The sequence below is a fragment of the Conexibacter woesei DSM 14684 genome (genome assembly GCF_000025265.1).
In the GTDB taxonomy this organism is placed as follows: domain Bacteria; phylum Actinomycetota; class Thermoleophilia; order Solirubrobacterales; family Solirubrobacteraceae; genus Conexibacter; species Conexibacter woesei.
Genome location: NC_013739.1, coordinates 4,299,004 through 4,323,355, shown reverse-complemented (window position 1 = coordinate 4,323,355; position 24,352 = coordinate 4,299,004). Strand labels below are relative to the sequence as shown.

General features: G+C 74.0%; 26 protein-coding genes, 1 tRNA gene and 1 pseudogene. 19 read left to right on the top strand and 9 right to left on the bottom strand.

The features are described 5' to 3' along the window. Positions 1 to 9 precede the first annotated feature (9 nt). The gene (locus CWOE_RS20430) at positions 10 to 960 is read left to right on the top strand and encodes an FAD binding domain-containing protein (RefSeq protein ID WP_160165540.1); all 951 of its coding nucleotides are present in this window, start codon (positions 10 to 12) and stop codon (positions 958 to 960) included. Continuing rightward, positions 957 to 1,415, top strand: a complete 459-nt coding sequence (locus CWOE_RS20425; RefSeq protein ID WP_012935537.1) for a (2Fe-2S)-binding protein — start codon at positions 957 to 959, stop codon at positions 1,413 to 1,415. The genes CWOE_RS20430 and CWOE_RS20425 overlap by 4 nt, the downstream gene beginning before the upstream one ends. A gap of 49 nt (positions 1,416 to 1,464) precedes the next feature. On the opposite strand, the gene CWOE_RS20420 is transcribed toward CWOE_RS20425, so the two are convergent. Continuing rightward, a complete protein-coding gene (locus tag CWOE_RS20420) occupies positions 1,465 to 2,352 on the bottom strand; it encodes an ABC transporter substrate-binding protein (protein ID WP_012935536.1) in 888 nt (295 codons plus the stop codon). A 40-nt stretch (positions 2,353 to 2,392) separates the two neighbouring features. Between CWOE_RS20420 and CWOE_RS31150 the strand changes: the two genes are divergently transcribed. Next, positions 2,393 to 3,412: a TIGR03619 family F420-dependent LLM class oxidoreductase gene (locus CWOE_RS31150; RefSeq protein ID WP_012935535.1), complete on the top strand. Its 1,020-nt coding sequence runs from the start codon at positions 2,393 to 2,395 to the stop codon at positions 3,410 to 3,412. Here CWOE_RS31150 and CWOE_RS20410 read toward each other — a convergent pair. Continuing rightward, positions 3,330 to 4,784 carry an MFS transporter gene (locus tag CWOE_RS20410; RefSeq protein ID WP_012935534.1) on the bottom strand — a complete coding sequence of 485 codons (1,455 nt, stop codon included), beginning with the start codon at positions 4,782 to 4,784 and terminating at the stop codon, positions 3,330 to 3,332. The two genes, CWOE_RS31150 and CWOE_RS20410, sit on opposite strands and share 83 nt — an antisense overlap. Positions 4,785 to 4,927: 143 nt before the next feature. Here CWOE_RS20410 and CWOE_RS20405 point away from each other — a divergent pair, with 143 nt between their 5' ends. The 3 genes from CWOE_RS20405 to CWOE_RS20395 are packed head-to-tail and all read left to right on the top strand — an operon-like array spanning position 4,928 to position 7,987. Next, positions 4,928 to 6,313, top strand: a complete 1,386-nt coding sequence (locus CWOE_RS20405; protein ID WP_012935533.1) for an amidohydrolase family protein — start codon at positions 4,928 to 4,930, stop codon at positions 6,311 to 6,313. Next, a complete protein-coding gene (locus tag CWOE_RS20400; protein ID WP_012935532.1) occupies positions 6,298 to 7,146 on the top strand; it encodes an MBL fold metallo-hydrolase in 849 nt (282 codons plus the stop codon). Before CWOE_RS20405 ends, CWOE_RS20400 begins: the two co-directional genes overlap by 16 nt. After that, the gene (locus CWOE_RS20395) at positions 7,139 to 7,987 is read left to right on the top strand and encodes a sulfurtransferase (RefSeq protein ID WP_012935531.1); all 849 of its coding nucleotides are present in this window, start codon (positions 7,139 to 7,141) and stop codon (positions 7,985 to 7,987) included. Before CWOE_RS20400 ends, CWOE_RS20395 begins: the two co-directional genes overlap by 8 nt. Before the next feature lie 19 nt (positions 7,988 to 8,006). Here the strand turns inward: CWOE_RS20395 and CWOE_RS20390 are convergent, their stop codons facing one another. Both CWOE_RS20390 and CWOE_RS31145 read right to left on the bottom strand, forming a co-directional pair. Then, a complete protein-coding gene (locus CWOE_RS20390) occupies positions 8,007 to 8,786 on the bottom strand; it encodes an enoyl-CoA hydratase/isomerase family protein (protein ID WP_012935530.1) in 780 nt (259 codons plus the stop codon). Positions 8,787 to 8,864: 78 nt separating this feature from the next. After that, on the bottom strand, positions 8,865 to 9,329 hold the full coding sequence (locus CWOE_RS31145; RefSeq protein ID WP_012935529.1) for a DUF1707 SHOCT-like domain-containing protein: 465 nt from the start codon (positions 9,327 to 9,329) through the stop codon (positions 8,865 to 8,867). 78 nt (positions 9,330 to 9,407) lie between these two features. Here CWOE_RS31145 and CWOE_RS20380 point away from each other — a divergent pair, with 78 nt between their 5' ends. From CWOE_RS20380 to CWOE_RS20370, 4 genes are all read left to right on the top strand, one after another. Next, on the top strand, positions 9,408 to 11,135 hold the full coding sequence (locus CWOE_RS20380; protein ID WP_012935528.1) for a hypothetical protein: 1,728 nt from the start codon (positions 9,408 to 9,410) through the stop codon (positions 11,133 to 11,135). Next, positions 11,128 to 11,808, top strand: a complete 681-nt coding sequence (locus CWOE_RS20375; RefSeq protein ID WP_012935527.1) for a hypothetical protein — start codon at positions 11,128 to 11,130, stop codon at positions 11,806 to 11,808. Before CWOE_RS20380 ends, CWOE_RS20375 begins: the two co-directional genes overlap by 8 nt. Continuing rightward, positions 11,805 to 12,011, top strand: coding sequence for a hypothetical protein (locus CWOE_RS32930; protein WP_148261097.1), 207 nt, complete (start codon positions 11,805 to 11,807; stop codon positions 12,009 to 12,011). Before CWOE_RS20375 ends, CWOE_RS32930 begins: the two co-directional genes overlap by 4 nt. Positions 12,012 to 12,138: 127 nt before the next feature. Next, positions 12,139 to 12,669 carry an adenylate/guanylate cyclase domain-containing protein gene (locus tag CWOE_RS20370; RefSeq protein ID WP_160165539.1) on the top strand — a complete coding sequence of 177 codons (531 nt, stop codon included), beginning with the start codon at positions 12,139 to 12,141 and terminating at the stop codon, positions 12,667 to 12,669. Positions 12,670 to 12,727: 58 nt separating this feature from the next. Here CWOE_RS20370 and CWOE_RS20365 read toward each other — a convergent pair whose 3' ends face one another. After that, entirely contained in the window at positions 12,728 to 13,885 is a 1,158-nt protein-coding gene (locus tag CWOE_RS20365) for a hypothetical protein (RefSeq protein ID WP_012935526.1), read from the bottom strand. 64 nt (positions 13,886 to 13,949) lie between these two features. Between CWOE_RS20365 and CWOE_RS20360 the strand changes: the two are divergent. Then, positions 13,950 to 15,367, top strand: a pseudogene (locus CWOE_RS20360) (amidase). After that, a complete protein-coding gene (locus CWOE_RS20355; RefSeq protein WP_012935525.1) occupies positions 15,364 to 16,170 on the top strand; it encodes an inositol monophosphatase family protein in 807 nt (268 codons plus the stop codon). The pseudogene CWOE_RS20360 and the gene CWOE_RS20355 overlap by 4 nt, the downstream one beginning before the upstream one ends. A gap of 10 nt (positions 16,171 to 16,180) precedes the next feature. Here CWOE_RS20355 and CWOE_RS20350 read toward each other — a convergent pair whose 3' ends face one another. Further along, positions 16,181 to 16,582: a PPOX class F420-dependent oxidoreductase gene (locus CWOE_RS20350; protein WP_012935524.1), complete on the bottom strand. Its 402-nt coding sequence runs from the start codon at positions 16,580 to 16,582 to the stop codon at positions 16,181 to 16,183. Positions 16,583 to 16,656: 74 nt separating this feature from the next. On the opposite strand from CWOE_RS20350, the gene CWOE_RS20345 reads away from it, so the two are divergent. The 6 genes from CWOE_RS20345 (at position 16,657) to CWOE_RS20315 (ending at position 20,447) form a co-directional block, all read left to right on the top strand. Further along, positions 16,657 to 16,739, top strand: a tRNA-Leu gene (locus tag CWOE_RS20345). A 421-nt stretch (positions 16,740 to 17,160) separates the two neighbouring features. Next, entirely contained in the window at positions 17,161 to 17,646 is a 486-nt protein-coding gene (locus CWOE_RS20335) for a hypothetical protein (RefSeq protein WP_148261095.1), read from the top strand. Positions 17,647 to 17,917: 271 nt separating this feature from the next. Continuing rightward, complete coding sequence (locus tag CWOE_RS20330) at positions 17,918 to 18,400, top strand: hypothetical protein (protein ID WP_041730733.1); 483 nt, start codon at positions 17,918 to 17,920, stop codon at positions 18,398 to 18,400. A gap of 193 nt (positions 18,401 to 18,593) precedes the next feature. Further along, positions 18,594 to 19,199, top strand: coding sequence for a hypothetical protein (locus tag CWOE_RS20325; RefSeq protein WP_148261094.1), 606 nt, complete (start codon positions 18,594 to 18,596; stop codon positions 19,197 to 19,199). Between the two features lie 52 nt (positions 19,200 to 19,251). After that, a complete protein-coding gene (locus tag CWOE_RS20320; protein WP_012935520.1) occupies positions 19,252 to 19,659 on the top strand; it encodes a YccF domain-containing protein in 408 nt (135 codons plus the stop codon). Positions 19,660 to 19,730: 71 nt separating this feature from the next. Next, complete coding sequence (locus CWOE_RS20315; RefSeq protein ID WP_012935519.1) at positions 19,731 to 20,447, top strand: DUF899 domain-containing protein; 717 nt, start codon at positions 19,731 to 19,733, stop codon at positions 20,445 to 20,447. A 10-nt stretch (positions 20,448 to 20,457) separates the two neighbouring features. On the opposite strand, the gene CWOE_RS20310 is transcribed toward CWOE_RS20315, so the two are convergent. Further along, positions 20,458 to 21,036, bottom strand: a complete 579-nt coding sequence (locus tag CWOE_RS20310) for a helix-turn-helix domain-containing protein (protein WP_012935518.1) — start codon at positions 21,034 to 21,036, stop codon at positions 20,458 to 20,460. Positions 21,037 to 21,083: 47 nt separating this feature from the next. Between CWOE_RS20310 and CWOE_RS20305 the strand changes: the two genes are divergently transcribed. Then, positions 21,084 to 22,013: an NAD(P)/FAD-dependent oxidoreductase gene (locus tag CWOE_RS20305; protein ID WP_012935517.1), complete on the top strand. Its 930-nt coding sequence runs from the start codon at positions 21,084 to 21,086 to the stop codon at positions 22,011 to 22,013. A 65-nt stretch (positions 22,014 to 22,078) separates the two neighbouring features. Here the strand turns inward: CWOE_RS20305 and CWOE_RS20300 are convergent, their stop codons facing one another. Beyond that, positions 22,079 to 22,939, bottom strand: coding sequence for a sugar phosphate isomerase/epimerase family protein (locus tag CWOE_RS20300; protein ID WP_012935516.1), 861 nt, complete (start codon positions 22,937 to 22,939; stop codon positions 22,079 to 22,081). Continuing rightward, positions 22,936 to 24,342: an aldehyde dehydrogenase family protein gene (locus CWOE_RS20295; RefSeq protein ID WP_012935515.1), complete on the bottom strand. Its 1,407-nt coding sequence runs from the start codon at positions 24,340 to 24,342 to the stop codon at positions 22,936 to 22,938. Before CWOE_RS20295 ends, CWOE_RS20300 begins: the two co-directional genes overlap by 4 nt. Between the last annotated feature and the right edge of the window lie 10 nt (positions 24,343 to 24,352).

Genomic DNA, 24,352 nt, shown 5'->3' with positions numbered 1-24,352 from the left:
GCCGGAGCGGTGCGAGTGCGCCGGCCCGGCGGCGGTCGGGACGGCGTCGTGAAGCCGGCGCCGTTCGACTACGTCGCTCCCGACGGCGTCGAGGAGGCGCTTGCCGCGCTCGCGCTGCCGGGCGCGCGACCGCTGGCGGGCGGCCAGAGCCTGATCCCGCTGCTCAGCGCGCGGCGCGAGCGTCCGCGACTGCTCGTCGATCTGGGGCGGGTGCGCGGACTCGCCGATGTCCGCGTCGGCGGTGACGGCGGGCTGCGGCTCGGGGCGATGACGCGCCAGGCGACGCTCGAACGCGACGAGCGCGTCGCCGCCGGCTGGCCGCTGCTGCGCGAGGCGGTCCGCCACGTCGGCCATGTGGCGACGCGCACCCGTGGGACGGTCGGCGGGTCGGTCGCCCACGCCGACCCGGCGGCGCAGCTGCCCGCCGCACTGCTCGCGCTCGGCGCGCGCTTGCGCGTGCGGGGTCCGGACGGGGAGCGGGTGGTCGAGCTGGGCGCGCGGGCGGGCGGCGCGGGCGAGCGTGTGGCGGAGGGCGGTGAGCGGGCGGCCGGCGCGGGCGGGCCGGTCGCGGCCGGCGAGCTGCTCGTCGCGATCGAGCTGCCGCCGCTCCCGCACGGGGCGCGCTGCGCGTTCGCCGAGCACCGCGAGACCGCCGCCGGGCCGGTCGTGGCGGGTGCGGCGGCGGTCGTCGCGGACGGCCGCGCGGCGCTCGTCGTGATCGGCGCGGCGGATGGGCCGCTGCGCGTGGCGGCGGCCGAGCAGGCTCTGCTCGACGGCGCGCCGCACGAGACGGTCGCGCGGCTCGCGGCGGCGCCGGCGCGCGATCTCTACGTGCGCGCGGTGCTCGCCGACACGGTCCGCCGCACGCTCGGGCGGCTCGCGCCCGATCCGGCCGCTCGACCCGGCCCCGCCGCGAGGCCCGACCCGGCCGCTCGACCCGATCACGGAGGAAGCGCATGAGGGTGTCGGTCAGGATCAACGGCCGGCGCTGCGAGGCCGACGTCGAGCCGCGCACGCTGCTGTCGGACTTCATCCGCCACGAGGCGGGCCTGACCGGCACCCACGTCGGTTGCGAGCAGGGCGTCTGCGGGGCGTGCACGGTCCAGCTCGACGGCGAGCCGGCACGCTCGTGCCTGATGCTCGCGGTCCAGGCCGACGGCCGCGAGCTGCGGACCGTCGAGGGGCTCGCGGACGGCGAGACGCCGCATCCGCTGCAGAGCGCCTTTGAGCAGACGCACGCGCTGCAGTGCGGCTTCTGCACGCCGGGCATGCTGATGACGCTCGACGCGCTGCTGCGCCGCCGCCCGGACGCCGGGGAGGCGGAGGTCCGCGCGGCGCTCGGCGGCAACCTCTGCCGCTGCACCGGCTACGCGGCGATCGTCGAAGCGGTGCGGCTCGCTCAGGAGGAGGGGTAGGGCCGGTCGCAGGCGGGCGGCGCCGGCGCCTCGCCGCCTGCCGGCTCGCTCAGGACGGCAGGTAGCGGAGGTCGAGGCAGGCTGCGGCGTCGACGTCGACCGGCGTGCCCTCGCGGCGGCGCACGTCCAGCACGGACGCGAGGTCGGCGACGTCGAGCCGGCCGCCGGGCAGCAGGCCGGAGGCGGGATCGAGGACGGCGTCGACGACGTCGCCGGCCAGCTCGGCCGGCGCCCCGGCCCGGTCGACGGCGAGCGCGGCCGCGGCGTCGCGGCTGGCGGGGTCGCGCAGCCACGCTTCGGCGTCCGCGAGCGCGCCGAGGTAGCGGCGCAGCACGTCGCTGTTGGCTTCGGCCCAGCCGCGGCGGACGGCGACCGTCGCGCCGACGTAGCGGGGCTCGACGTCGGTCGGGCGCAGCACGACGTGTCCGCCATCGCGGACGGTGGCGACGTCGTAGGGCGGGGTCAGCAGCGTCGCGGCGATCGTCCCGTCGCGCAGCGCCTGCGCGCGCTCGCGCGTGCCGCCGACCTCGGCGAACGTGCACTCCTCGGGGGCGACGCCGGCGCGGCGCAGGACGTGGCGCAGGACGACGGCATAGCCGCTGGCGGCGGAGTCGACGCCGATCGGGCGCCGTCGCAGGGCGGCGAGCCCGCCGTCGCCGTCGGCGACGAGGCTCAGCATCCCGCGGTTGACGCCGGCGACGACGATCAGGTCCAGCTCGTCGTGATGCGCGAGCACGTTGTCGGCAGCCGTGTGCAGGACGTCCCAGCTGCCGTCGCGCAGTCCGGCGAACTGCGGACGCTGGCCCGCGATCAGCTGGGCGTCGACGCGGAGGCCGGCGGCGGCGAACAGTCCGCGCGCGTCGGCGGCGTGCAGCGCCAGCTCTCCGGCCGACGGGAACGCGGCGACGCGAACGGGCATCCCCTCAATCTCGTGCATATGGAGTACCGTATCCGAAATCCGAAGCACGGAGGTCGGAATGAGATTCGCCGTCATGCTCCCGCAGGCCAACCGGCTCGCGTCGCCGGAGGCGCTCGTCGAGGTCGCCCAGGCCGCCGAGGAGCTGGGCTTCAGCGCCGTCTCGGTGCGCGACCACGTCGTCTTCAACGGCGCCTACATCACGTCCGGCACGGCCGACCTCGAGGGGCCGGGAGAGCTGCGCGCGATGTTCGAGGCGCTCGAGACGCTGACGTGGGTCGCGGCGCACACCTCGCGCGTGCGCCTGCGCACGTCCGTCCTGATCCTGCCCAACCGCCATCCCCTGCTGCTGGCCAAGCAGCTCTCGACGCTCGACGTGCTGTCCGGCGGGCGGCTCACGATCGGCTTCGGCGTCGGCCCCAACCGCAGGGAGACCGCCGTCGACACGACGAAGCTCGGGGCCCATCGCGTCAACCTGGAGAAGGAGTACGACGCGTTCGGCGCGCACGGCGCCCGCGGCCCGCGGATGCAGGAGTACTTCGAGGCGATGGTCGCGATCTGGACGCAGGAGAGCGCCTCCTACCGCGGTGAGACCGTCGCGTTCGACGACGTCGAGGTCTTCCCCAAGCCGCTTCAGCGCCCGTATCCGCCGATCGTCGTCGGCGGGCGCTCGTCGGCCGCGCTGCGCCGCGCCGCGCGCTGGGACGCGGGCTGGATGCCCAGCCAGGTGACGGCGCAGGAGATCGCGGCGGGGGTCGCCGAGCTGCGCGCGCTGCGCGAGCAGGCGGGCCTCGCGCCCGAGCCGCCCTCGATCGGGATCAACGTCCACTCCGCGATCGCGGAGTCGACCGCCGCGGCCGAGGCGTTCGTCGCACCGACGATCGGCCACCACTTCGCCGGCCCCGAGGCGCTGCGCGAGCGGGCGCTGCTCGGCGACGTCGAGGCGTTCGCCGCGCGCGTGCGCGCCTACCGCGATGCCGGCGTCGAGGAGATCGAGCTCAAGCCGGTGTATCGCTCGATCGACGACTGCGTCGCGCACCTGCGGACGATCCACGACGAGGTGATGCCGGCGGTCGCCTGACCCCGCCGGACCGCGGCAGCCGCCACGCCGCGACGAACGCGGCCGCGCCGATGACCGCGGCGATCGCGAAGCCGAGCGTGAACGCGCCCTCGGCCGGCGCCTCGCCGCCGGCGGCGGTGTGGCCGGTGAGGCAGGCGGTCGCGATCGCCGCGCCGAACGCGCCGCCCGCCGTCCGCAGCACCGTGTTCATGCCGGTCGCGACGCCGAACTGCGCCGGCGGCACGGCGTCGGCCAGCACGTTGGCGGCGGCCGCCGAGGCGCACGCGATGCCGGTGCCGAGCAGCAGGCCGCCGATGACGAGGTCCCATTCGTGCCCGTGCAGGAAGACCATCCACGCGCCCGCGGCGACGAGCAGCACGGTGCCGCCCATCATCAGCGCGCGGAAGCCGATGCGCGCGCCGATCTGACCGGCGAGCGGGCCGACGACGAGCTGGCTGAGCGCGGTCGACAGCAGCAGCAGGCCGGCGACCGTCGGCGTCGTCCCGAAGCCGAAGCCGGCGGCCGGGTCGGTCAGCGCGAGCTGCGGGTTGAGGACGAAGGCGATGAACATCGACGCGCCGACGAGGAAGATCGTCAGGTTGGCGATCGCGACGCGGCGGTCGCGCAGCATCCCCAGGTCGAGCAGCGGTGCGCTCGTGCGCCCCGTGTGGCGGACGAGCACGACCGCCAGCAGCGATCCGGTCGCCAGCGCGGCGACCGTCGGCGCCGACGCCCAGCCCCAGCGGTTGCCCTGCGTCACCGCGAGCAGGACGCTCCCGATCGAGGTCGCCAGCAGCACGGCGCCGAGCCAGTCGATCGGCTGCCGCGGCACGCGCGGCGACTCGGGCAGCAGCAGTGCGGTCGCGGCCGCGGCCGGCACCCCGAGCAGGCCGATCCCGAACAGCCAGGTGATCGACAGGTGGTCGATCACGAGGCCGGACAGCGGCAGCCCGATGCCGGCGCCGACGCCGAAGACGGCGCTGATCGCGCCGAGGCCGCCGGCGACGCGCTCTCTCGGGAACGACTCGCGCACGATCCCGAACCCGAGCGGGAACAGCCCGGCGGCGGCGCCTTGCAGGACACGACCGACGATCAGCGGCGGGAGCGACTCCGCGACCGTGTTGATCGCCGCGCCGACGCAGTAGACGAGCATCACGATCGTGAGCGTGCGGCGCTTGCCGTAGACGTCGCCGAGGCGTGCCACGATCGGGATGCAGGCGGCGCCGGACAGCAGGAACGCGGTCAGCGTCCACGACGTCGCCTCGGGGGAGGCGTCGAAGTGCTCCGCGAGGAGCGGCAGCGCCGTGACGACGAGGGTCTGCGAGAGCGCGTAGGTTCCGCCCGCGAACAGCAGGACGGCGAGCACCAGCGTGGGGCGGCGGGCCGTCGCCATCGATCAGGGGAAGGCCGTGGCGGCGGCCGAGAGCGGCCCAATATCGGATTTCGGATACGAAATTTGTGTATACACTACCTGGTACGCAATGTGAGCGACGAAGGTTGGGTGGAGATGCACCGGCGCAGAGAGCAGGACGAGTGATGGGCCACGTGGTGATCCGCGGGGCGACGGTGCTCAGCCAGGACGACGAGATCGGCGAGCTGGTCGGCGACGTCGAGGTGCGTGACGGTGAGATCGTCGCGGTCGGCGCCGGGCTCGCGACGGCTGGAGCGGAGGAGATCGATGCGGCTGGGATGGTCGCGATCCCGGGCTTCGTCGACACGCACTGGCACCTGTGGGGCACGCTGCTGCGCGGCGTGATCGGCGACGGCAGAGCTGAGGGCTGGTTCGCGCGCAAGGGCAAGCTGGCGCCGCACATGTCGCCGGAGGACATGTTCAACGGCGTGATGCTGGGCGCGGCCGACGGTCTCGCGACCGGCGTGACGACGATCCACGACTGGGCGCACAACGTGCTCAGCCCCGATCACGCGGACGCGAACCTGCGCGCGCACAAGGAGCTGGGCACGCGCGTCCACTTCACGTACGGTGCGCCGAGCGCGCATCCCTCGCTTTCGCGCGAGGAGATGGCGGCGCAGGGCGCGCTGCCGCCCGACCAGGCGATGGACGTCGCCGATGCCGTGCGCGTGCGCGAGCAGTGGAGCGGCGAGTTCGGCGGGCTGTTGAGCGTCGGCGTCAACGTGCGCGGGCCGGCACGGTCCGACGAGGCGGTCTACCGCGAGGAGTGGCGCCAGGCGCGCGACGCGGGGTTGCCGATCGCGATGCACTGCGCCGGCACCGAGGCTGAGGTCAGACGGATCCGGCAGGTCAAGCTGCTGGAGGCCGACGGGCTGCTCGGCCCCGACGTGCTGCTGGCGCACTGCCTCTTCCTCGACGAGGAGGAGCGCGGGCTGCTCGCGGCGCGGGGCGTGCCGGTCACGTTCAGCCCGCTGAGCGAGCTGCGGCTGGCGATGGGCTTCCCGATCCTCGCGCAGCTGCGCGAGGACGGCGTCCAGGTCAGCCTCTCGCTCGACACGACGGCGATCGCCGGCGCGGCGGATCCGTTCGCGGCGATGCGCGTCGCGTTGGGGATCTCCAACTCCGCGCGCGGTGACGCGACGGAGGTGACGCCGCGCGACATGCTGCGCGTCGCGACGCTGGCCGGTGCTGAGGCGCTCGGCCTCGGCGACCGCGTCGGTTCGATCACGCCCGGCAAGCGGGCGGACATCGTGCTCGTCAGAACGCGCACGCTGAACGCGGCGCCGGTCGTCGACCCCGCGGTGGCGGTCGTCCACTCTGCGCTGCCGAGCGACGTCGACACGGTGCTGGTCGACGGGCGCGTCGTGAAGCGCGACGGGCGGTTGACGACGGTCGAGCCGGAGGCCGTGATCGGCCGGGCGGAGGTGTCGCTGCGCGGCGTCTGCGGCCGCGCCGGGTTCGAGATGACGGGGCTTCAGAGCGAAGGGAGCGCAGCATGGCGGTCGGCGTGAAGGTCGGCGAGGCGGAGGTCTTCGCGCTGTTCGACGGGCGGCATCCGTTCAACCTCGAGTGGCACTACCCGTCGATCGGCGACGAGCAGTGGGAGCCGTACACGGAGACCGGACCGAAGGACCTCAACTTCGGCGCGTTCCTCGTCAAGCTCGACGGCAAGACGATCCTGATCGACACCGGCTGGGGGCCGCAGTTCGCGCCGCCGGGCGGGCTCGAGTCGCCGCCGCAGCTGCTCGACGAGCTGGCCGCGATCGGCGTCGCGCCGGAGGACGTCGACGTCGTCGCGCTGACGCACATCCATCCCGACCACATCGGCTGGAACCTGATCGTCGGCGACGACGGCTCGGTCGCGCCGCGCTTCCCGAACGCGCGCTACCTCGTGCCGGAGGACGACATCGACCACTACCGCAGACGGGTCGACGCGGGCGAGAGAATCCACCCGAGCATCATCGAGCAGGGGCTCGGGCTGACGGCGCTCGACGTCACCGAGCTGGTGCGCGACGGCGCCGAGGTCGTGCCCGGGCTGCGCGCGGTCCACGCGCCCGGTCACACGCCCGGCCACACGCTGTACGTGCTCGACTCGGCCGGCGAGCGCTTCGTCGTGCTGGCCGACATCGCGCACCACCCGGCGGTGCTGCACGAGACCGACTGGGTTCAGTCGTTCGACTGGGAGCCGGAGCAGGCGCGCGAGAACCGCGAGCGGCTGCTGAAGGAGTACGAGGAGAGCGGCTGCCTGCTGGCCGCCGGGCATTTTCCGTACCCCAGCCTCGGGCGCATCGGGCGCGACGGGGACGGGCGGCGTGTGTGGATCGAGGAGGACGTTGATGCCTGAGGCGATGGTCACCGCGGCATGGCTGCGTGAGCACATCGAGGACCCGCTCGTGCGGGTCGTCGAGATCCAGTACGAGCCCGACGAGTTCCCGTACGGCGACGGGCACGTCCCCGGCGCGCTGAACTGGTTCTGGCAGGACGCCTTCTGGCATCCGACCGACCGTCAGTTCGCGACGCCGCAGGCGATGGCCGAGTGGCTCGGGCGCGCCGGCGTGACGCCGGAGCACACGCTCGTGCTCTACAGCGGCCGCTCGCAGTACGCGATGTACGGCTCGTGGGCATTCGGCACGATGTGCGGCCACGCCGACATCCGCGTGATGGGTGGCGGGCACAGAGCGTGGGTCGGCGCCGGCGGCGAGCTGACGAGAGACGTTCCCTCGTTTGAGCCGGTCGACTACGGGACGCCGGCGCGCAGCGAGCGCGTCGACGACTCGCGCGTCTCGCTGGAGGAGCTGCGCGGCCTGCTCGGCAAGGACGGCGTGCGGATCCTCGACGCGCGCTACGACGAGGAGTACAGCGGCGCGCGCGTCAAGCCGGGCACCGGCGTCGACCACGGCGCCCAGCGTCACGGGCGGATCCCCGGCGCGCAGAGCCTCCCGTTCCGGACGCTGATGGACGAGGCGTTCCGGATGAAGTCGCTGGAGGAGATCGAGGGGCTGTTCCGCGCCGTCGGCGCAGCACCCGACCAGACCGACCAGGTCGTCGTCTACTGCCGCCTCGGCCATCGCGCGTCGATGCTGTGGTTCGTCGCCACGCACCTGCTCGGCTGGGACCACGTTCGCGTCTACGACGGCTCCTGGACGGAGTGGGGCAGCGTCGTGGGAGTGCCCGTCGAGAAGTAGCCGCTCGCGCGCCGAGGAGCTACCTGCCGCTGAACTGCGGCAGGCGCTTCTCGGCCAGCGCGCGCGAGCCCTCGGCGAAGTCCTCGGACTGCGCGCACAGCTGCTGCGCGGCGACCTCCTGCTCCAGCGTCAGCGACAGCGCCGGCTTGGCGGCCGCGTCGAGCACGCGCTTGGCGAGGCCGACCGCGATCGGCGCGCACTGCAGCAGCTCGCCGACGAGCGCGTCGGTCGCGGCGTCCAGCTCCTCAGGCGCGGCGGTCCGCGTCACGAGGCCGATCCGCTCGGCCTCCTCGGCGCCGATCAGCTTCCCGGTCAGGATCAGCTCCTTCGCGCGGCCGAGGCCGACGAGCGCCGGCAGGCGGGAGGAGCCGCCGACGTCCGGTATCAGCCCGATCCGCGTCTCCGGCATCCCGATCAGCCCGTCGCTCGCCATCACGCGGAAGTCGCACGCGAGCGCCAGCTCGACCGCGCCGCCGATGCAGCCGCCGTGGATCTGGCAGACGACCGGCTTGGTCATCTCCTCGGCGAGGTTCCACGCGTCGATGCACTCGCGGCGGAAGGCGCGCAGGTGCTCGGGCGTCGAGGCGAGCGAGCCGAGCGCGTTGAAGTCCATCCCGGAGGAGAACATCGGGCCGGCGCCGCGGAGCACGACGACGTGCACCTCCGGCGCGTTCGCCGCCTCCTTCAGCGCCGCGCCGATCGCGAGCACCAGCTCGCCGTGCATCGCGTTGCGCTTCTCGGGGCGGTTGAGGATCAGGTGGCGGACCGCGCCGCGGTCCTCGGTCTCGACGAGCGGCATGCTTGGAAGCCTCCGGGCGGTGGGTAAGCGCCGCGCAGGCTACCGCTGGTCGTGCGGGCGCTGCGCCTGTTGCCGCCGCTAGGTCTGCTGCGGCGGCGGGGCGCTGCTGCCGCGGCCCTCGCGGCGTCGGCGGCGCTCGTCGGCGCCGGGCCCCAGCTCCGACCACGTCACGAACACCATCCGGATCGCGCCCGCGAACAGGATCCAGACGGGCCAGAACTCGCTCTCGGCGCCGCTCATCAGCCACAACACGACGAAGACGCCGAACAGCAGCGTCCACCAGCCGGCGCGGTGCAGGACGCGGCGCTTGGCGGCCTCGCGGCCGGCGTCGTGGTCGATGCGCGGCGGCGGCGCCGGAAGCGCCGGGAGATCGGCAAGCAGCGCGCGCAGCTCGCCGACGGTGCGGGCGCCGAAGGCGGCGTCGATCCGCTCGTCAAGCTCGTCGGGCGTGAGGCGTCCCGCGCTGCAGTGCTCGCGCAGCAGATCCGCGGTCCGCTCCCGCTCGGCGTCGGATGCGCGCAGGACAGGATCGGTCGAGCTCATGCTGCTGTCGATGGTACGCGCCGCGGGGGCTCGCGTCGGTACGGGTGTCCTCCGGAACGGCGGGTAGGCTGGCCGCCTATGAGCGAGTCGACCCCGGCGGCGGAATGGCAGGCGCAGCTGCGCAGAGGCGTCGAGCTGCTGCGCCCGCATCCGCACCGCGGCGACCTGATCGCGGCTGGCGCGGTGCCGCTGACGGTCGCGCTGCTGCTCGTCAACCTGCGGCTCGACGATAGCTGGGGGACGGGGATCTTCCTCGTTCTGACGGCGCTCGCCTGCGGGCTGGTGCTGGGGATGGGCGTGCTCGCGCCGCTGGAGGAGGAGCGCCCGCGCGCCTACCAGGTGGTGCTGCAGCTGTGCGGGCTGGTGCTGCTGTTCGTCGCGCTGCTGCGGCTCGCGAAGGTGCTCGGCTCGGGCGACCCGCTCGACTCCGCCGGCGCGTCGTTCTGGATCCTCGCGGTCGTCGCGGGGACGGCGGCGTGGCTCGCGCGGGCGCGCCGCAGCTCGATCTGCACGCTCGTCGCGGGGATCGCCGGCATCTTCGCGACGCTGGCGTTCGTCGACTGGGTCTTCTCGCCCGACGGGCCGGGCACGTCGCGCTGGATCCTGCTGCTGCTCTCGCTCGGGCTCGTCGTCGGCGCGCTGCTGCTGCGCGACCGCCACCGCCGCGAGTCCGTCTATCTGGTGGACGCGGCGGGCTTCGCGATCCTCGCGCTCGGCTTCACGTTCCTCGGGACGCTGCTGTTCGGCGTCACGCTGCTCGGCGAGCCGCCGGCGTTCGTGGGGCCGGGGGCAGGCTGGAAGCTCGTGCTGCTGGCGGCGGGCCTCGGCCTCGTCGCCTACTCCGGCGTCGACAGAGAGCCGGGTCCGGGCTACCTCGGCACGCTGATCCTGCTCGTCTTCGTCGTGCTCGTCGGCAACCCGGGCGAGGGCGGCCCGAGCCTCTGGTTCTGGCCGCTCGTGCTGCTGGCGATCGGCGCCGCGATGATCGCCGCCGGCCTGCGCCCCCGCCAACCGCTCCCACCCGAGCCCGCCGCCCCCGCCGCCCCGATCGTCCCCGTCGGCGGCGGCCCCGTCGCGCCGGCCGGACCGGCTTCCGCGCCGCCCGCCGCCGTGCCGGCGCCGGCCGCGTCATCCTCTGCCGCGCGGCCCGTCGCCACGCCGCCCGCGCCCGCGCCGCCCGCGCCCGCGCCGCCCGCCGCCGCACCGCCCGCCGCTGCGCCCTCGCCGCCTGCCGCTGCGCCGGACCCGTCCGCGCCGGCTGCGTCGACCGAGCCGGCGGGACCGTCCGCGCCGCCTGCCGAGCCGCCTCCACCCGCTGAGGCTGCGTCGACCGAGCCGGCGGGACCGTCCGCGCCGCCTGCCGAGCCGCCTCCACCCGCTGAGGCTGCGTCGACCGAGCCGGCGGGACCGTCCGCGCCGCCTGCCGAGCCGCCTCCACCCGCTGAGGCTGCGTCGACCGAGCCGGCGGGACCGTCCGCGCCGCCCGCCGAGCCGCCTTCACCCGCCGACGCCGCGCCCGCCGAGCCGTCCGGCCCGCATGAGCCCGCGCCGCCCACCGGCGACCAGCCGACTCGGCCGCAGCCGCCCGTCGTCCCGCCGGTCGACACGCCGCCGGCGCCCGCGCCGCCGCGACCGGCCGAGCCCGCACCGCCCACCCGGCTGCGACCCGACCCGCGGGCTGCGCCGCCGCTTCCGCCCGAGCCGCCCGCGCGCGGTTCGCTGTGGGCGCGGCCGGATCCGGGCGAGCAGCCGACGAAGCCGCACAGAGTCCCGCCGCGCGAGCCGGAGGACGACCGCGATGTCTGACGATCCCGTCGACGGACCGGCGCCCGGACCGCGGACGGCCGCAGGCAGACGTGCGCGCTTGCCGCGCGAGCGCGAGCGGGCTACGGTGCAGCCGATGGCGGAGCCCGAGCACAGAGCGCTCCTGCTGGAGGCGATCGGGATCGAGGCCGCGGCGCAGCAGGCGCTGCTGCGCGGTGACGCCGCTGTCGCCCGCGCCCGCTTCCAGGCCGCCGCCGATCGCTACAGAGCCTCGTGGGAGGCCGCGCCGCCGCGCAGCTTCGGCCGCCTCGTCGGGATGGTGAAGGCGGGGGTGCTTGCCGGCCACGGAGGGGAGGAGGCGGCCTACGTGCGCCGCGCGCTGGAGGAGGGCTGCGACTCGCCGCCGTCGTGCTACGCGCTCGCGATCGCCGCGCTCGTGCAGGGCGATGACGACGCCGCGCGCGAGGCGGCCGCCGGGATGCGCACGGAGGATCCCGCGTTCGCTCGCACCGCCGCCGCGATCGACGCGCTCGCACGTGGCGACGGCGACGGCTATGCGGCCGCGGTCCACGGGATCGTCGCCGATTTCGAGTCGCGCGAGAACCACCTCACCGGCGTCGCCTTCGCCGACACGGCCGTGATGCTGGAGCGGCTCGCGGCCGCGCGCGACCTCGCGGCGAAGCCGGCGTCGTCGCTGATGCCGGTGCTCGGTTGAGCGAGCCCGGGGCGGAGACGGGCGCCGGCGGGAGCGAGCAGGGCGCCGGCCGGGACGAGCCGGGCGCCAGCGGGAGCGAGCCGGGCGACGTCCGCGACCGCGAGCCGCTGCGCCGCCGCGTCGCCGCCGCCCTGCGCCGCGCCGACACCCACCCGCGGCTCGTCGACGCGGCCCGCGACGCGCGCGGGGCGGCTGCCGGGTGACGAGCGCTACGGCGATCCGCTCTCGACCGCCGGCGCCGAGCCGGCGCACCTGCTCGGGCAGCGGATCGCGACGCTCAACGTCGACCGCCCGAGCGCGCTGCGCGAGCTGGGCCTCGGCGCGCTGCAGGTGTGGCAGGCGCTGTCGGAGGCGCAGGGGCGCGGGCACGGCGTCGAGGAGGTCACGATCGTCTTCACCGACGTCGTCGACTTCTCCTCCTGGGCGCTGGAGGCCGGCGACACGCGCACGCTCGACTTGCTGCGGCGGGTCGCGCTCGCGGTCGAGCCGTGCGTCACCACGAACGGCGGCACGCTCGTGAAGCGGATGGGGGACGGGCACATGGCCGTCTTCCCCGACCCGGCCGGCGCCGTCGCCGCCGCGTGCGGCGCCTGCGCCGCGGTCGAGCGGATCGAGCTGGCCGGCCACCGCCCGCGGTTGCGGGCCGGCGTCCACGCCGGGCGCCCGCGCCGCCTCGGCGGCGACTACTTCGGCGTCGACGTCAACATCGCCGCGCGCGTCGGCGCCGCCGCCGGCCCCGGCGAGGTGCTGATCTCCGCCGCCGTCCGCGACCGCCTCGACGGCAGCGTCGCCACCGAGGGCCGCTGGCGCCTGGACGCGAAGGGCACCCCCGACGACCTCGAGGTCTACGCCGTCACCTGAGCGGGCGAGGCGCGGTCGATTGCTGGTCCCGAGGACCAGCAATCGACCGCGGCTCCCGCTACCCGCGGTCGTCGGCGAGCGCCTCGACGAGCGCGAGCGTGAGGGCGAGCGCGGCGGACGGCTCAGGGGCGGCGAGGCGGATCGCGGGGAGGCGGCGCTGACGGGCGCGCAGCGCGGCGCCGATCTGCCGGCCGCGGCGCGGGCGGGCGCCGAGGTGGCGCTCCTCGGCGGCGGCGACCCCGGCCAGCTCGACGAGCCGCGGGTGGTAGCGGAGCGGGAGCAGCGAGCCGTCGCTGGTCCACCAGGTCGGCATCGCGTCGCCGCCGCTCGCGGTCACCTCCACCACGACCGTCCGCTCGCGCGCGGGCCGCGTCCGGCGCAGGTGGGAGAGGAAGCCGAGCGCCTGGCCCTCGCCGGCGCCGGCGAGCACCACGTCGACCGCGAGCCCAGGCGGCGGGACCGCGTCGAGCACCCGCGCCGCGGCGATCACGACCGCCGCCGCGCCGGCGTCGGCCGGGGCGGGTGACGCGAGCGCGGCGTCGACCAGCAGGCCGAGCGCGCCGAGCAGGACGAGCGTCGGCACGAGCTGGATCGCGCCGAGCGCGGCGCCGTCGCCGCCGGGGAGGCGGACTCCCGCGCACGCGGCGACCGCGGCGAGCGCGAGCGCCACCCAGAAGAACGGGCCGGGAAGCCGCCCGCCGCCGGCGCGGCCGAGCCGCCGCACGAGCCCGCCCCGCGGCGCGTCGCAGTGCGCGGTGAGGATCACGCGGAGCGGAGCCTCGCCCGCGCCGCCGCCGGCCGTCTCTGCGCCGCCACCCGCTGCCACGGCCGCGCCGCCGCCGGCCGCACTCGCGCCGCCACCCGCGCTCCCACCCGCCGCCACCACGTTCTGCGTCGCGCGCTCGGGCGTCAGACGGCGCAGCAGGAAGACGCGACCGCTCAGGTCGAGCAGGAGCGACAGGAGTGCGACGAGCGCGAGCGCGAGGCCGACCGCCGGCGCGCCGACGGCGACGACGCTCGCGACGACGCCGAGGCCGGCGTGGAGCGCGTGCGCCAGCTCCCAGTGCGGGCGGACCCAGTGCGTCTGGACTTCGGCCGTGCGGCCGCCGTCGCGCAGCCGCTCTGCGAGCCACAGCGCGGCGCGGCGCTCGCCGTCGCTGCCCGGCGCGCGGTCGGGGAAGGCGCCGAGCCCGTCGGCGATCTGCTCCAGCTCCATCGCCGAGCGATCATGCCAAGCCGGTCGGCGCGCGGCGCCGTGCGCGCCGGTTAGGCTCCCGCCGATGGACGCGACCGACGCGACCGACCTCGCCTTCGCCGGGATCGCGCGCCAGGCGCAGCTCGTGCGCGACGGCGAGGTGACGCCGCGTGAGCTGGTCGAGCTCCACCTGGAGCGGATCGGGCGGATCGACCCGCTGCTCAACGCCGTCCGCGTGACCTTCCCCGAGCGCGCGCTGACGGAGGCGAGACAGGCGGCGCTCGTCGCCGCACGAGAAGAGGCGCCGCGCATCTCGCCGAGACGCGGCCGCTGCTCGGGGTTCCGGTCCTGATCAAGGACGACACCGACGTCGCGGGCGAGCTGACGACGTACGGCACCCGCGCGCACGGCGGTCCGGCGCAGCAGGACGCCGAGGTCGTGCGGCGGCTGCGCGCGGCGGGCGCGATCGTGATTGGCAAGACGCACACGCCGGAGCTGATGCAGTGGCCGTTCACCGAATCCGCCACCTTCGGCGCGACGCGCAACCCGTGGGACCTCGACCGCACGCCCGGCGGCTCCAGCGGCGGATCGGGCGCGGCCGTCGCCGCGGGCTTCGCTGGCGCCGCGCTCGCCGACGATGGCGGCGGCTCGATCCGCATCCCCGCCGCCTGCTGCGGGCTGTTCGGCCTCAAGCCGCAGCGCGACCGCATCCCGGAGACGCCCAAGCGCGACTCGTGGAACGGGCTCTCGGCGATCGGCTGCCTCACGCGCACGGTCGCCGACACGGCGCTGTGGCTCGACGTGACGGCCGACCGTGACCGCGACGACGAGGAGACGTACCGGGCCGCCGCGGCGAGACCGCCCGGTCGCCTGAAGATCGCGTACTCGACGCGCAACCCGCTGCTGGTGCCGGTCGCGGAAGAGCAGCGCGCGGCGTTCGAGCAGACGGTCGAGCTGCTGCGCGACCTCGGCCACACGGTCGAGCGCGTCGACCTGCCGCTGACCGAGCCGGTGGCGCTGCAGTGGATCGTCCGCTACCTGCGCGGGATCGCGGAGGACGCCGCCGCCCTTCCGCATCCCGAGCGGCTGGAGCGCCGCACGCAGGCGATGGCCCGGATCGGCCGGGCGATCCCCGATGGCCTGCTGCGCCGGGCGCGCGAGGCGGAGGCCGCGACGACGATCCGCCTCAACGAGGCGCTCGTCGACCACGCCGTGCTGCTGACGCCGGCGCTCGCCGCGCTGCCGCTGCCGATCGGGAGATATGAGCGGCGCGGCGCGCTGTGGACGTTCAACGGTGTCGCCCGCTTCACGCCGTTCACGCCGGCGTGGAACGCGACCGGGCAGCCCGCAGCGGCGGTGCCGGCCGGCGCGAGCACGGACGGCGTGCCGCTGTCGGTGCAGCTCGTCGGCCGCCCGCGCGACGAGGCGACGCTGCTGTCGCTGGCCGCGCAGATCGAGACGGCACGACCGTGGGCCGCGCGGCGTCCTACGCTTGCCGTGTGACCTCCTCCGCAGACGCATCCACCACCGCCGCGCTCGAAGCCGAGCTGCTCGACGTCGCGCGCGCCGCCGCGCGCGCCTCCGCCGAGGTGCTGCTCGGCTACTACGGCGCCGCTCCCGGCATCCGCACGAAGACGACCGACACCGACCTCGTCAGCGAGGCGGACGTCAACGCCGAGCGCGCGATCCGCGCGCTGCTGGCGGAGCGGCGGCCGGGCGACGCGATCCTCGGCGAGGAGGGCGGCGAGACGGCGGCGACGGGGGAGAGCGGGATCCGCTGGGTCGTCGACCCGCTCGACGGGACCGTCAACTATCTGTTCGAGTACCCGCAGTGGTCGGTCAGCGTGGCGGCGGAGGATGCGCAGGGGACGCTCGTCGGCGTCGTCTGGGACCCGCTGCGCGAGGAGGAGTTCGCCGCGACGCGCTCGGGCGCTGCGACCTGCAACGGCACGCCGCTCGTCGCCTCGGCGAAGGAGCAGCTCGACCGCACGCTGATCTCGACCGGCTTCGCCTACGAGGCGAGCGTGCGTGCGCGTCAGGCGGACGTGCTCGTCGGGCTGTTGCCGAAGGTCAGCGACATCCGCCGCGGCGGCAGCGCGGCGATCGACCTCGCCTGGACGGCCGCCGGGCGCACCGACGCCTACTACGAGCGCTCGATCAACCCGTGGGACTACGCCGCCGGCGCACTGATCTGCGAGCGCGCCGGCCTGCACGTACGGGAACTGCCCGAGGAGGACGGGCTCCCGTTCGGGCTCGTCGTCGCGCCGCCGGCGCTGATCGACGAGCTGCACGCGCTGGTGCGGTGAGCAGGGGCGGTCAGCCGCCGCGGTGGTAGACGTGCTCCGGCTCTATCCGGAGGATGATCCGCTGCTCCTCCGGGGTGTGCAGGGGGTAGACGTCGGCGCCGATGTACTTCTTCGCCAGCAGGTCGATGTGGGCGTCGGCGCCCTCCACGCTCTCGTCGACCACGCGCCCGCGGATCGAGACGTACTCGTACGGGTTGTCGCGGTTCGGGATCGTCAGCGTCACGCGCGGGTCGCGCTCGAGGTTCGTCGGCCACATGCGGCCCTTGGCGGAGTTGACGCGCACGACGTCGCCGTCGAGGTCCGCCCACACGGGCGCGACGTGCGGCGTGCCGTCGCTGCGCAGCGTTGCGACGAAGCAGAGGTTCGGCTCCTCCAGCAGCTCACGGCTGCGCCCTTCGATCCGCTCGGCCATCTTCGCTCCTTGCTCGAGAAACGGGTTCTCCGGCGAGAATAGGCGCCGCCGCGTAGACTCGGATCCTTCTGCGCGCGGCGGTGGCGGAATGGTAGACGCGGCGGCCTCAAAAGCCGCTGAGCGAAAGCTCGTGAGGGTTCGAGTCCCTCCCGCCGTATATAGCGATGCGCGATCGTTGCCGGCGCAACGTGTCCCAGATGTGTCCCGCGACTGAAGGAGCGGCGCAGGCGTGCTGCTGACGCGAGGCGAACGTAGGGCACTGCTGGCGATGGAGCAACAAGACATCGTTTGGGTTGGCGAACAGATGTCCGGCCGCACTCCCTACCCGCTCACGCCCGAAGGGATCAGTGAGTCGATGGTGAGACGGGTCGTCGCGAAGGGCTTCGCGAGGCCGGGAGCCGAGCGACTCAGCGGAACGACGTGGGCGTTGGTCCTTACTGCGAAGGGCCGCGCCGCGTTGGACGCGTTGTGATCCGAAGAAACGGACGGCGCGGGGCTCGCGGACCGAAAGGAGAGCTGGCGGCCCGAGCTATGAAGCTATGGAATGCTTCAGATTGCCTAGTGATGCTATAGTTGCTATGCTGATCGTGAAAGCAGCTATAGGGAGTGTAAGGCTCGTGACTGTTGCCACATACACGATGTTTCCGGTGCCCACGGAGCGGGTGGAAGAGGTTGCGCGTTACCTGTTTGCGGCCGTAGAGCCTGCACCCGAGCCTCAGCCCGAGTCCTATGAGCCCGAGTCAGCCGAGGAGCGCGACGAACTGCTCAGGCGTGTGTACGTCGAGTCGGAGCCCATGTTCCGCAGACTCCTGCACTTGATCGCAGAGCGCGAGGACCCAAGCGAGCCGATGTCCTATGCGGACATCGGCTCGGCGATGGAGTTCACATCCGCGCGTTCGTTGCCTGGGATGCTCGGCGCCTACGGCAGACGGTCCAAGTTCCGATATCGGGGATGGGACCCGTTCCGTCGCTCATGGGACGGCGAGGCGTGGTCGCACTACCTCGCCATGGACCCTGACGTTGCGGCGCTCGTGCGCCGACTGTATGCGGAGCACGGCGACTGACGCTGGCTGACGTGCCCCGTGTACGCCTGCGGGCCGCCTGGGGAAGGCGACCCGTTGTGCATCGTCGTCGCGTTGAGGCTCGATACCGCTGCGGGATGCAAGCGGCGCGCGCCCCAAGAAAGGTCGAGGCGCTGGACTCATCTGTTCGTCGCTGCTGATCTGCTATGCGGACCTCCGGGGCACGGGGTCGACGTCCCCTTCTTGGGCGCCGGGTAGAACAGCCGCAGGGCGTGTTTGCGACGACCGTACCGTGCCGGGTACTCTGACGTTTATGACTGAATCGCGGTTCACGATCGCCCTTCGTTTGGAGGTTCGCCTCGTACGCGGAGTTCCTGCGCCGCTGGAGGTCTTGCAGACGCTCCCGTCCATCGCGACACGCGAACTGCAGTCGCAGCGCTTCGCTGCCGATCATCGCCCAGCCGAGGCGGCGGCCGACGATGCGGTCGCCCACACGTTTGCCGAGCAGTCGCTCGTGAACACGAGCCGCGATCCGCTTACGCCGCCCGTCGAACTGCTGGGCGAAACGGCGTACGTCGTGGCCGCTGTCGTCACGCTTCCAGACTTCGCTCCAGTTCCGCCCGGTGGGGAGTACCCAGACATCACCGACGAGCGTGTCAGCCGGGAGTTTCTCATCCATCGAGCATCACTTCGCGACGATGCGCTGTGGGGCGAGGATGAGGCTGCCGCGGGCCATCGATTGCTGCAGACGATCGTGGATCGCTTGCCCCTCGGCTGGTGGGGACCGGACGCTTAGCCGCTCGGGCTTCGGGACGTGCGGGGCGTCCGAAGTCGCTTGCCGCTTCTGACCGTGCGCGGAGGTGCGCGCGGGTTCTAACAACCGCAAGACGACGGTCTCCGGGCGTCCGGGTTGGCGTAGCCTCCCCAGTCCGAAGCAGGTCGTCGCGGTTCGGCGGCAGCCGCCGGGCCGCATGGGAAAGGGGACAGCAGTGAGACGAGCCATTCGTGGCGCCGCGATCGGGGCCGTGTCGATCGCTGCGCTTGTCGGCGTCACGTCACAGGCGACGGCCGCGTTGACGGTCGATCCGGTCGGGGACTACACGCTGGATGCGGGCGCGGTCGAGTTGAGCGTCGGCGCCGGGCTGAGCATCACGTGCAGATCGTCGTCGATCCCGATCAGATTCGCGAGAGACGGGTCGGGGACCTCTGCTGCGAAAGCGGCCAGATTCACCGATTGCAGACACGCGATAGCGGGCGCGTTCGAGATCTCGCCGTGGGAGGAGTTCAGAGCGCAGGTGACGCTAAGAACGGTCACGAACGTCGGCAACCACATCGGGTTCGACATAACGGTGCCGAGAATAGGCATCTACGGCGGCAACGGCACGTGCATCTTCAGCGTGGCCGGAACGGTGAAGCTCGGGCATCAATACAGAGAGGCGAGACTACCGATCACCGCGTTGACGACCGACGAGTTCAGCGTGCTGGAGAGCACGCTCGAGGTCGACTCCCAGGCGAACTGCGCGTTTGCGAGAGGCGCCGCGATCAGCGTCGCCGGGGCGTACAAGCTGAACAGAAGAATGACGATAGACGGCTGAGCACCGTCCCACGGGCCGGCGATGCGGCGGTACGCTGGGCGGGAGCGACACCATGCGCCTGATCCTCAACGTCATCTGGTTCGTCCTCGCCGGCCTGTGGATGGCGATCGGCTACGCGTTCGCGGCGCTGATCTGCTTCATATTGATCATCACGATCCCGTTCGGGATCGCCGCGCTGCGGATCGCCGTGTTCGCGCTGTGGCCGTTCGGCAAGACGGTCGTCCGGCGCGCGGACGCCGGCGTCTTCTCCGGGATCGGCAACGTCATCTGGCTGATCCTGTGCGGCTGGTGGCTCGCGCTCGGGCACCTGATCAGCGGGATCGCGCTCTGTATCACGATCATCGGGATCCCGCTCGGCCTGGCCAACTTCAAGCTCATCCCCGTCTCGCTGCTGCCGCTCGGCCGCGACATAGCGCCGGTCGAGCAGGCGGGCGCCGCCGAGCGGGACGCGACCTTCTAGACCGATGAGTTCGCCGCTGCGCGCGGGTCTGTGCTCGTAGACCGGTGAAACCGAGCAGGAAGGAGCGCTGCATGAGCCTCCCGAGGATCGCGTCGCGAGACGAGTGGCTGGCCGCGCGCACGCGGCTGCTGGCGAGAGAGAAGGAGCTGACCCGCGCCCGCGACGCGCTCAGCACCGAGCGCCGCAATCTGCCGATGGTCGAGGTCGACCAGGAGTACGCGTTCGAGGGACCCGACGGCAAGTCGTCGCTGCTCGACCTGTTCGCGGACCGCCGCCAGCTGGCCGTCAGCCATTTCATGTTCGACCCCCGCTGGGAGGACGGCTGCTCGAGCTGCAGCGCCGGCGCGGACGAGGTCGCCGACGGCCTGCGCGACCACCTCGCCGTGCGCGACACGACGCTCGCGTTCGTCTCGCGCGCGCCGCTGGCGAGAATCGAGCGCTACAAGGCGAAGAAGGGGTGGACCTTCCCCTGGTACTCGTCGTACGGCAGCGCGTTCAACGACGATTTCGGCGTCACGCTCGACCCGGCGAGAGGCCAGGACGAGTACAACTACCGCCGGCTCGACCTCGACGGTGACCCGCCGTTCGAGATGCCGGGCCTGAGCTGCTTCCTGCGCGACGGCGAGCGCGTCTTCCACACCTACTCGCTGTTCGCGCGCGGCGCCGAGTGGCTCGGCGGCTCCTACGCCTACCTCGACCTGACCGCGCTCGGCCGCCAGGAGGAGTGGGAGGAGCCGAAGGGGCGTGCCGACCTCGAACGCACCGCCAGGCCCGACTTCGCGAGCTGAGGCGCCCGCCTCACTCGTGCAGGTGCATCTGCTCGCCGTCGGGGCCGAAGATGCCGATCAGCTCGACCGGTCCGTCGATCGCGCCGAACCAGTGCGGCGTCCAGGTCGTGAACTCGACCGCCTCACCGGGCTCGATCGTCAGGTCCTCGGTGCCGAGCAGCAGCCGCATGCGGCCGTCGAGCACGTACAGCCAGTCGTGCCCTTCATGGACCGGCAGCGGGTCGGGCGGTATCCGCCGGTCGGTGCTGACGAGGATCTTGTACGCGTGCAGCCCGCCGGCGGGCCCGCGCCGCGTCAGCGGCCACATCGTCATCCCGGCGAAGGTGCGCGACGGGGCGCGGATGCGCGGGTCGAGCGTCGGCGCGGCGCTCAGCAGCTCGTCGGTGCTGACGCCGAGGGCGGCGGCGAGCGCCGGGACGTGGTCGAGCGCGAGGCGGCGTCTGCCGGCCTCCAGGCGGCTCAGCGTCGAGACGTCGATGCTCGCGCGCTCGGCGACCTGCTGGAGCGTCAGGCCCAGTTCGAGGCGGAGCTGACGGAGCCGCCGGCGGACGCGCGCGTCGATCGGCTCTTCGGTCTGGTTTGCCGGCATGGCAAAAGAGCTTGGCAGATTCTCCCGGCCGCGTCACGATCGCTGTCATGAACGAGAACGAGACCACCTGGGATTGCATCGTCGTCGGCGCCGGCGCCGCCGGCCTCAGCGCCGCGCTCGTGCTGGGCCGTGCCCGCCAGCGCACGCTCGTCATCGACGCCGGCCGCCAGAGCAACCGCGTCGCGCACGGCATCGGCGGCCTGCTCGGCCATGACGGCCGCCCGCCGACCGAGCTGTACGCCGCCGGCCGCGAGGAGCTGGCCGCCTACCCGTCCGTCGAGCTGCGCGCGGGCGAGGTGCTGGCCGGCGAGCGCGACGGCGGCGGCGACGGCTTCGTGCTGGAGCTGGCCGACGGCGCGCGCGTGCGGGCGCGGCGCGTGCTGCTCGCGACCGGCATGGACTACCGCCACCCGACTCTCCCCGGCATCGAGGAGCGGTGGGGACGGTCGGTCTTCCACTGCCCGTTCTGTCACGGCTGGGAGGTCCGGGAGCGGCCGCTCGGCGTGCTCGACCGCGGCGAGACGGGGGCCAGACGCGCGCTGCTGCTGCGGGTCTGGAGCGACGACGTGACGCTGTTCGCCGACGGGCCGGCGGACCTGGCCGCCGAGGACGCCGAGCAGCTGCGCGCCGCCGGCGTCACGGTCGACGAGCGGCCGATCGCCGGGCTGCGCGGGCCGGGCGACACGCTCGCCGCGGTGGCGTTCGCCGACGGCGCCGAGCGCCCGTGCGAAGGGCTGCTCGTGCCGATCACGATGCACCAGCGCTCCACCCTCGCCGAGCAGCTCGGTGCCGTCGCCGCCGGTCCCGGCCCCGTCTCCGCCGACGCGATCGACGTCGACGCGCAGCTGCGCACGAGCGCCGGCGGCGTCTTCGCCGCGGGCGACGTCAGCGTGCAGATGCCGTCGGTCGCGAACGCGATCGCCGCCGGCTCGATCGCGGCGGCGATGATCGTCCACGACGTCGCGTTCGGCGGGTAGCTGGTCGAGGCCGTCCTGGATTGGTGTCGCTATGCGACCACAACCCAGGACGACGCACCGTCCGTCTAGGCGAGCAGCCCCGCGACCAGCTCGCGCGCGAGCCGTGCGCCGCGCTCGACGTCGCCGCCGAGCGGGCCTTCGCGCAGCGTGAACGACTCGAACTCGACGCACATCGCGCCGGCGTAGCCGGCCGCGTCGAGCGCGCCGAGCAGGCCGGGCCAGTCGACGCCGCCCTCGCCCGGGAGCAGGAAGGTGAAGTCCTCGCCCTCGCTGCCCGCGCGGCCGAACGCGTCCTTCAGGTGGACGTGCGCGATCTGCGCCGCCCAGTCGCGCACGAGCGCCGGCACGTCGTCGCCGGTCATCACGAAGTGCGACGGGTCGAGCGTGATCGCGAGCGCGCCGGAGGAGAGCCGCGCGAGCGCGTGCTCGGTGCGGTAGCGGTCGCTCGCGAGCGTGCCCCAGCACGGCTCCAGCGCGACCTTCACGCCGGCCGCCTCGGCGCGCATCAGCACGCGCTCCAGCGCCCGCAGCGCGAGCGTCCATGCGTCGCCCTCGGAGACGCCGCCGGCGCCGACGACCGCGTGCCCGTCGACCCATCTGCACGGCCCGGTCACGACGCCGACCGAGGCGATCCCCGCCTCCGCCGCCGCCTCGACCGCGCGTTCGCTGCGCGCGACGCGCTCCTCCCACACCGCCGGGTCGGGCGTGACGTAGTCCTGGTGGACCATCAGCTGCGGCGTCGCGAGGCCGCCGTCGCGCGCGAGCGCGGCGATCCGCGCCAGCTCGCCGGCAGGCGCCGAGAGCGGGTCGAACTGCTCCATCGTCCACTCGACGGCGTCGTAGCCGGCGCGCGCGAGCAGCTCGACGAGCTGCTCGGCGCCGAGGCCCTCGACGTCCGCCGTGACGTAGCCGATCGGGCGCGTCATGGGACGTCGTGCTGGACGTAGACGGTCTGGCTCTGGCTGAAGAACTCCAGCGCTGCTCTGCCCTGCTCGCGGTAGCCGGAGCCGGCCGAGCCCTTCACGCCGCCGAACGGCATGTGCGGATCCGCGCCCGGCGTCGGCCGGTTGACGTGCACCATGCCCGCGTCGATCCGCTCGACGAAGCGGAACGCGCCTCTGAGGTCGTTCGTGCAGATCGAGGCGGACAACCCGTACGGCGTCGCGTTCGCCAGCTCGATCGCGTGGTCGATCCCGTCCGCCGGCAGGACCGCGCAGACCGGCCCGAAGACCTCGTCGTCGATCACCGTCATGCCGGGGCCGACCTCGGCCAGCACGGTCGGCAGCACGAAGCAGCCGTGCTCCAGCTCGCCGTCGCCGGCGTGCCCGCCCGTGACCGCTGACGCGCCTGCGGAGACCGCCTGCGCGATCGCGTCGAGGATCTCCTTCTGCGCGTCGCGGTCGACCAGCGGCGGCACCTGCGAGGCGGCGTCGAGCCCCGGGCCGGTGCGCAGCGCGGCGACCTCGCGCTGCATCGCCGCGAGCAGCGGCTCGTACGCCGCCCGCTCGACGATCACGCGCCGCGTCGCGGTGCACTTCTGCCCGGCAGCGCCGAACGCACCGCCGACGGCGGTCTTCGCCGCGTGCGCGACGTCGGCGTCGCCGAGCACGATCAGCGGATTGTTGCCGCCCAGCTCGCCCTGGAAGCGCGCGCCGCGCGCCTGCACGCGCTCGCGCACCGCGTCGCCGACGGCGTTGGAGCCGGTGAACGAGAGCGCCGCGACGCGCGCGTCGTCGGACAGCGCGGTGCCGACGGCGCTGCCGCCGATGACGACCTCGACGACGCCGTCCGGCAGGCCCGCGTCGCGCAATGCGGCGACGAGCGCGAGCGCGCCGCCCGGAGCGCGGGAGGACGGCTTCAGCACGACCGCGTTGCCGGCCGCGAGCGCAGGCGCGAGCTTCCACGCCGGGATCGCGATCGGGAAGTTCCACGGTGTGATCAGCGCGACGACGCCGAGCGGACGCCGGCGCGTGAACGCGAGCGTGCCGGGATCGCCGGCGTCGCCGGCCTCGCCGTGCGTGCGCTCGGCCTCGCCGGCGTGGAAGCGCAGCACGGCCGCCGCGCGCAGCGTCTCGCCGCGCGCGTCGGAGACAAGCTTGCCCTCCTCGCGCGTGATGTCCGTCGCGATCTGGTCGGCGCGCTGCTCGATCAGCGTCGCGGCGGAGTGCAGGACCGCCGCGCGCCGCGGCCCGGGGGTGCGGCCCCAGACCTCGGCGCCGGCCGCCGCGCGGTCGCACGCGGCGGTGACGTCGGCGGCGGTGTGCTGCTCGTAGGTGGCCGCGATCTCGCGGACGTCGGCGGGATCGTGACGGGTGATCGTGGAAGCCATACCAGCCAAG

What these genes read in the sequence shown, in the direction of transcription:
- CWOE_RS20425 (WP_012935537.1), top strand. Translation starts at nt 957, where the DNA reads ATGAGGGTGTCGGTCAGGATCAACGGCCGGCGCTGCGAGGCCGACGTC.
- CWOE_RS20420 (WP_012935536.1), bottom strand. Translation starts at nt 2,352, where the DNA reads ATGCACGAGATTGAGGGGATGCCCGTTCGCGTCGCCGCGTTCCCGTCG.
- CWOE_RS31150 (WP_012935535.1), top strand. Translation starts at nt 2,393, where the DNA reads ATGAGATTCGCCGTCATGCTCCCGCAGGCCAACCGGCTCGCGTCGCCG.
- CWOE_RS20410 (WP_012935534.1), bottom strand. Translation starts at nt 4,784, where the DNA reads ATGGCGACGGCCCGCCGCCCCACGCTGGTGCTCGCCGTCCTGCTGTTC.
- CWOE_RS20405 (WP_012935533.1), top strand. Translation starts at nt 4,928, where the DNA reads ATGGGCCACGTGGTGATCCGCGGGGCGACGGTGCTCAGCCAGGACGAC.
- CWOE_RS20400 (WP_012935532.1), top strand. Translation starts at nt 6,298, where the DNA reads ATGGCGGTCGGCGTGAAGGTCGGCGAGGCGGAGGTCTTCGCGCTGTTC.
- CWOE_RS20395 (WP_012935531.1), top strand. Translation starts at nt 7,139, where the DNA reads ATGCCTGAGGCGATGGTCACCGCGGCATGGCTGCGTGAGCACATCGAG.
- CWOE_RS20390 (WP_012935530.1), bottom strand. Translation starts at nt 8,786, where the DNA reads ATGCCGCTCGTCGAGACCGAGGACCGCGGCGCGGTCCGCCACCTGATC.
- CWOE_RS31145 (WP_012935529.1), bottom strand. Translation starts at nt 9,329, where the DNA reads ATGAGCTCGACCGATCCTGTCCTGCGCGCATCCGACGCCGAGCGGGAG.
- CWOE_RS20380 (WP_012935528.1), top strand. Translation starts at nt 9,408, where the DNA reads ATGAGCGAGTCGACCCCGGCGGCGGAATGGCAGGCGCAGCTGCGCAGA.
- CWOE_RS20375 (WP_012935527.1), top strand. Translation starts at nt 11,128, where the DNA reads ATGTCTGACGATCCCGTCGACGGACCGGCGCCCGGACCGCGGACGGCC.
- CWOE_RS20365 (WP_012935526.1), bottom strand. Translation starts at nt 13,885, where the DNA reads ATGGAGCTGGAGCAGATCGCCGACGGGCTCGGCGCCTTCCCCGACCGC.
- CWOE_RS20350 (WP_012935524.1), bottom strand. Translation starts at nt 16,582, where the DNA reads ATGGCCGAGCGGATCGAAGGGCGCAGCCGTGAGCTGCTGGAGGAGCCG.
- CWOE_RS20335 (WP_148261095.1), top strand. Translation starts at nt 17,161, where the DNA reads ATGCTGATCGTGAAAGCAGCTATAGGGAGTGTAAGGCTCGTGACTGTT.
- CWOE_RS20330 (WP_041730733.1), top strand. Translation starts at nt 17,918, where the DNA reads ATGACTGAATCGCGGTTCACGATCGCCCTTCGTTTGGAGGTTCGCCTC.
- CWOE_RS20320 (WP_012935520.1), top strand. Translation starts at nt 19,252, where the DNA reads ATGCGCCTGATCCTCAACGTCATCTGGTTCGTCCTCGCCGGCCTGTGG.
- CWOE_RS20315 (WP_012935519.1), top strand. Translation starts at nt 19,731, where the DNA reads ATGAGCCTCCCGAGGATCGCGTCGCGAGACGAGTGGCTGGCCGCGCGC.
- CWOE_RS20310 (WP_012935518.1), bottom strand. Translation starts at nt 21,036, where the DNA reads ATGCCGGCAAACCAGACCGAAGAGCCGATCGACGCGCGCGTCCGCCGG.
- CWOE_RS20305 (WP_012935517.1), top strand. Translation starts at nt 21,084, where the DNA reads ATGAACGAGAACGAGACCACCTGGGATTGCATCGTCGTCGGCGCCGGC.
- CWOE_RS20300 (WP_012935516.1), bottom strand. Translation starts at nt 22,939, where the DNA reads ATGACGCGCCCGATCGGCTACGTCACGGCGGACGTCGAGGGCCTCGGC.
- CWOE_RS20295 (WP_012935515.1), bottom strand. Translation starts at nt 24,342, where the DNA reads ATGGCTTCCACGATCACCCGTCACGATCCCGCCGACGTCCGCGAGATC.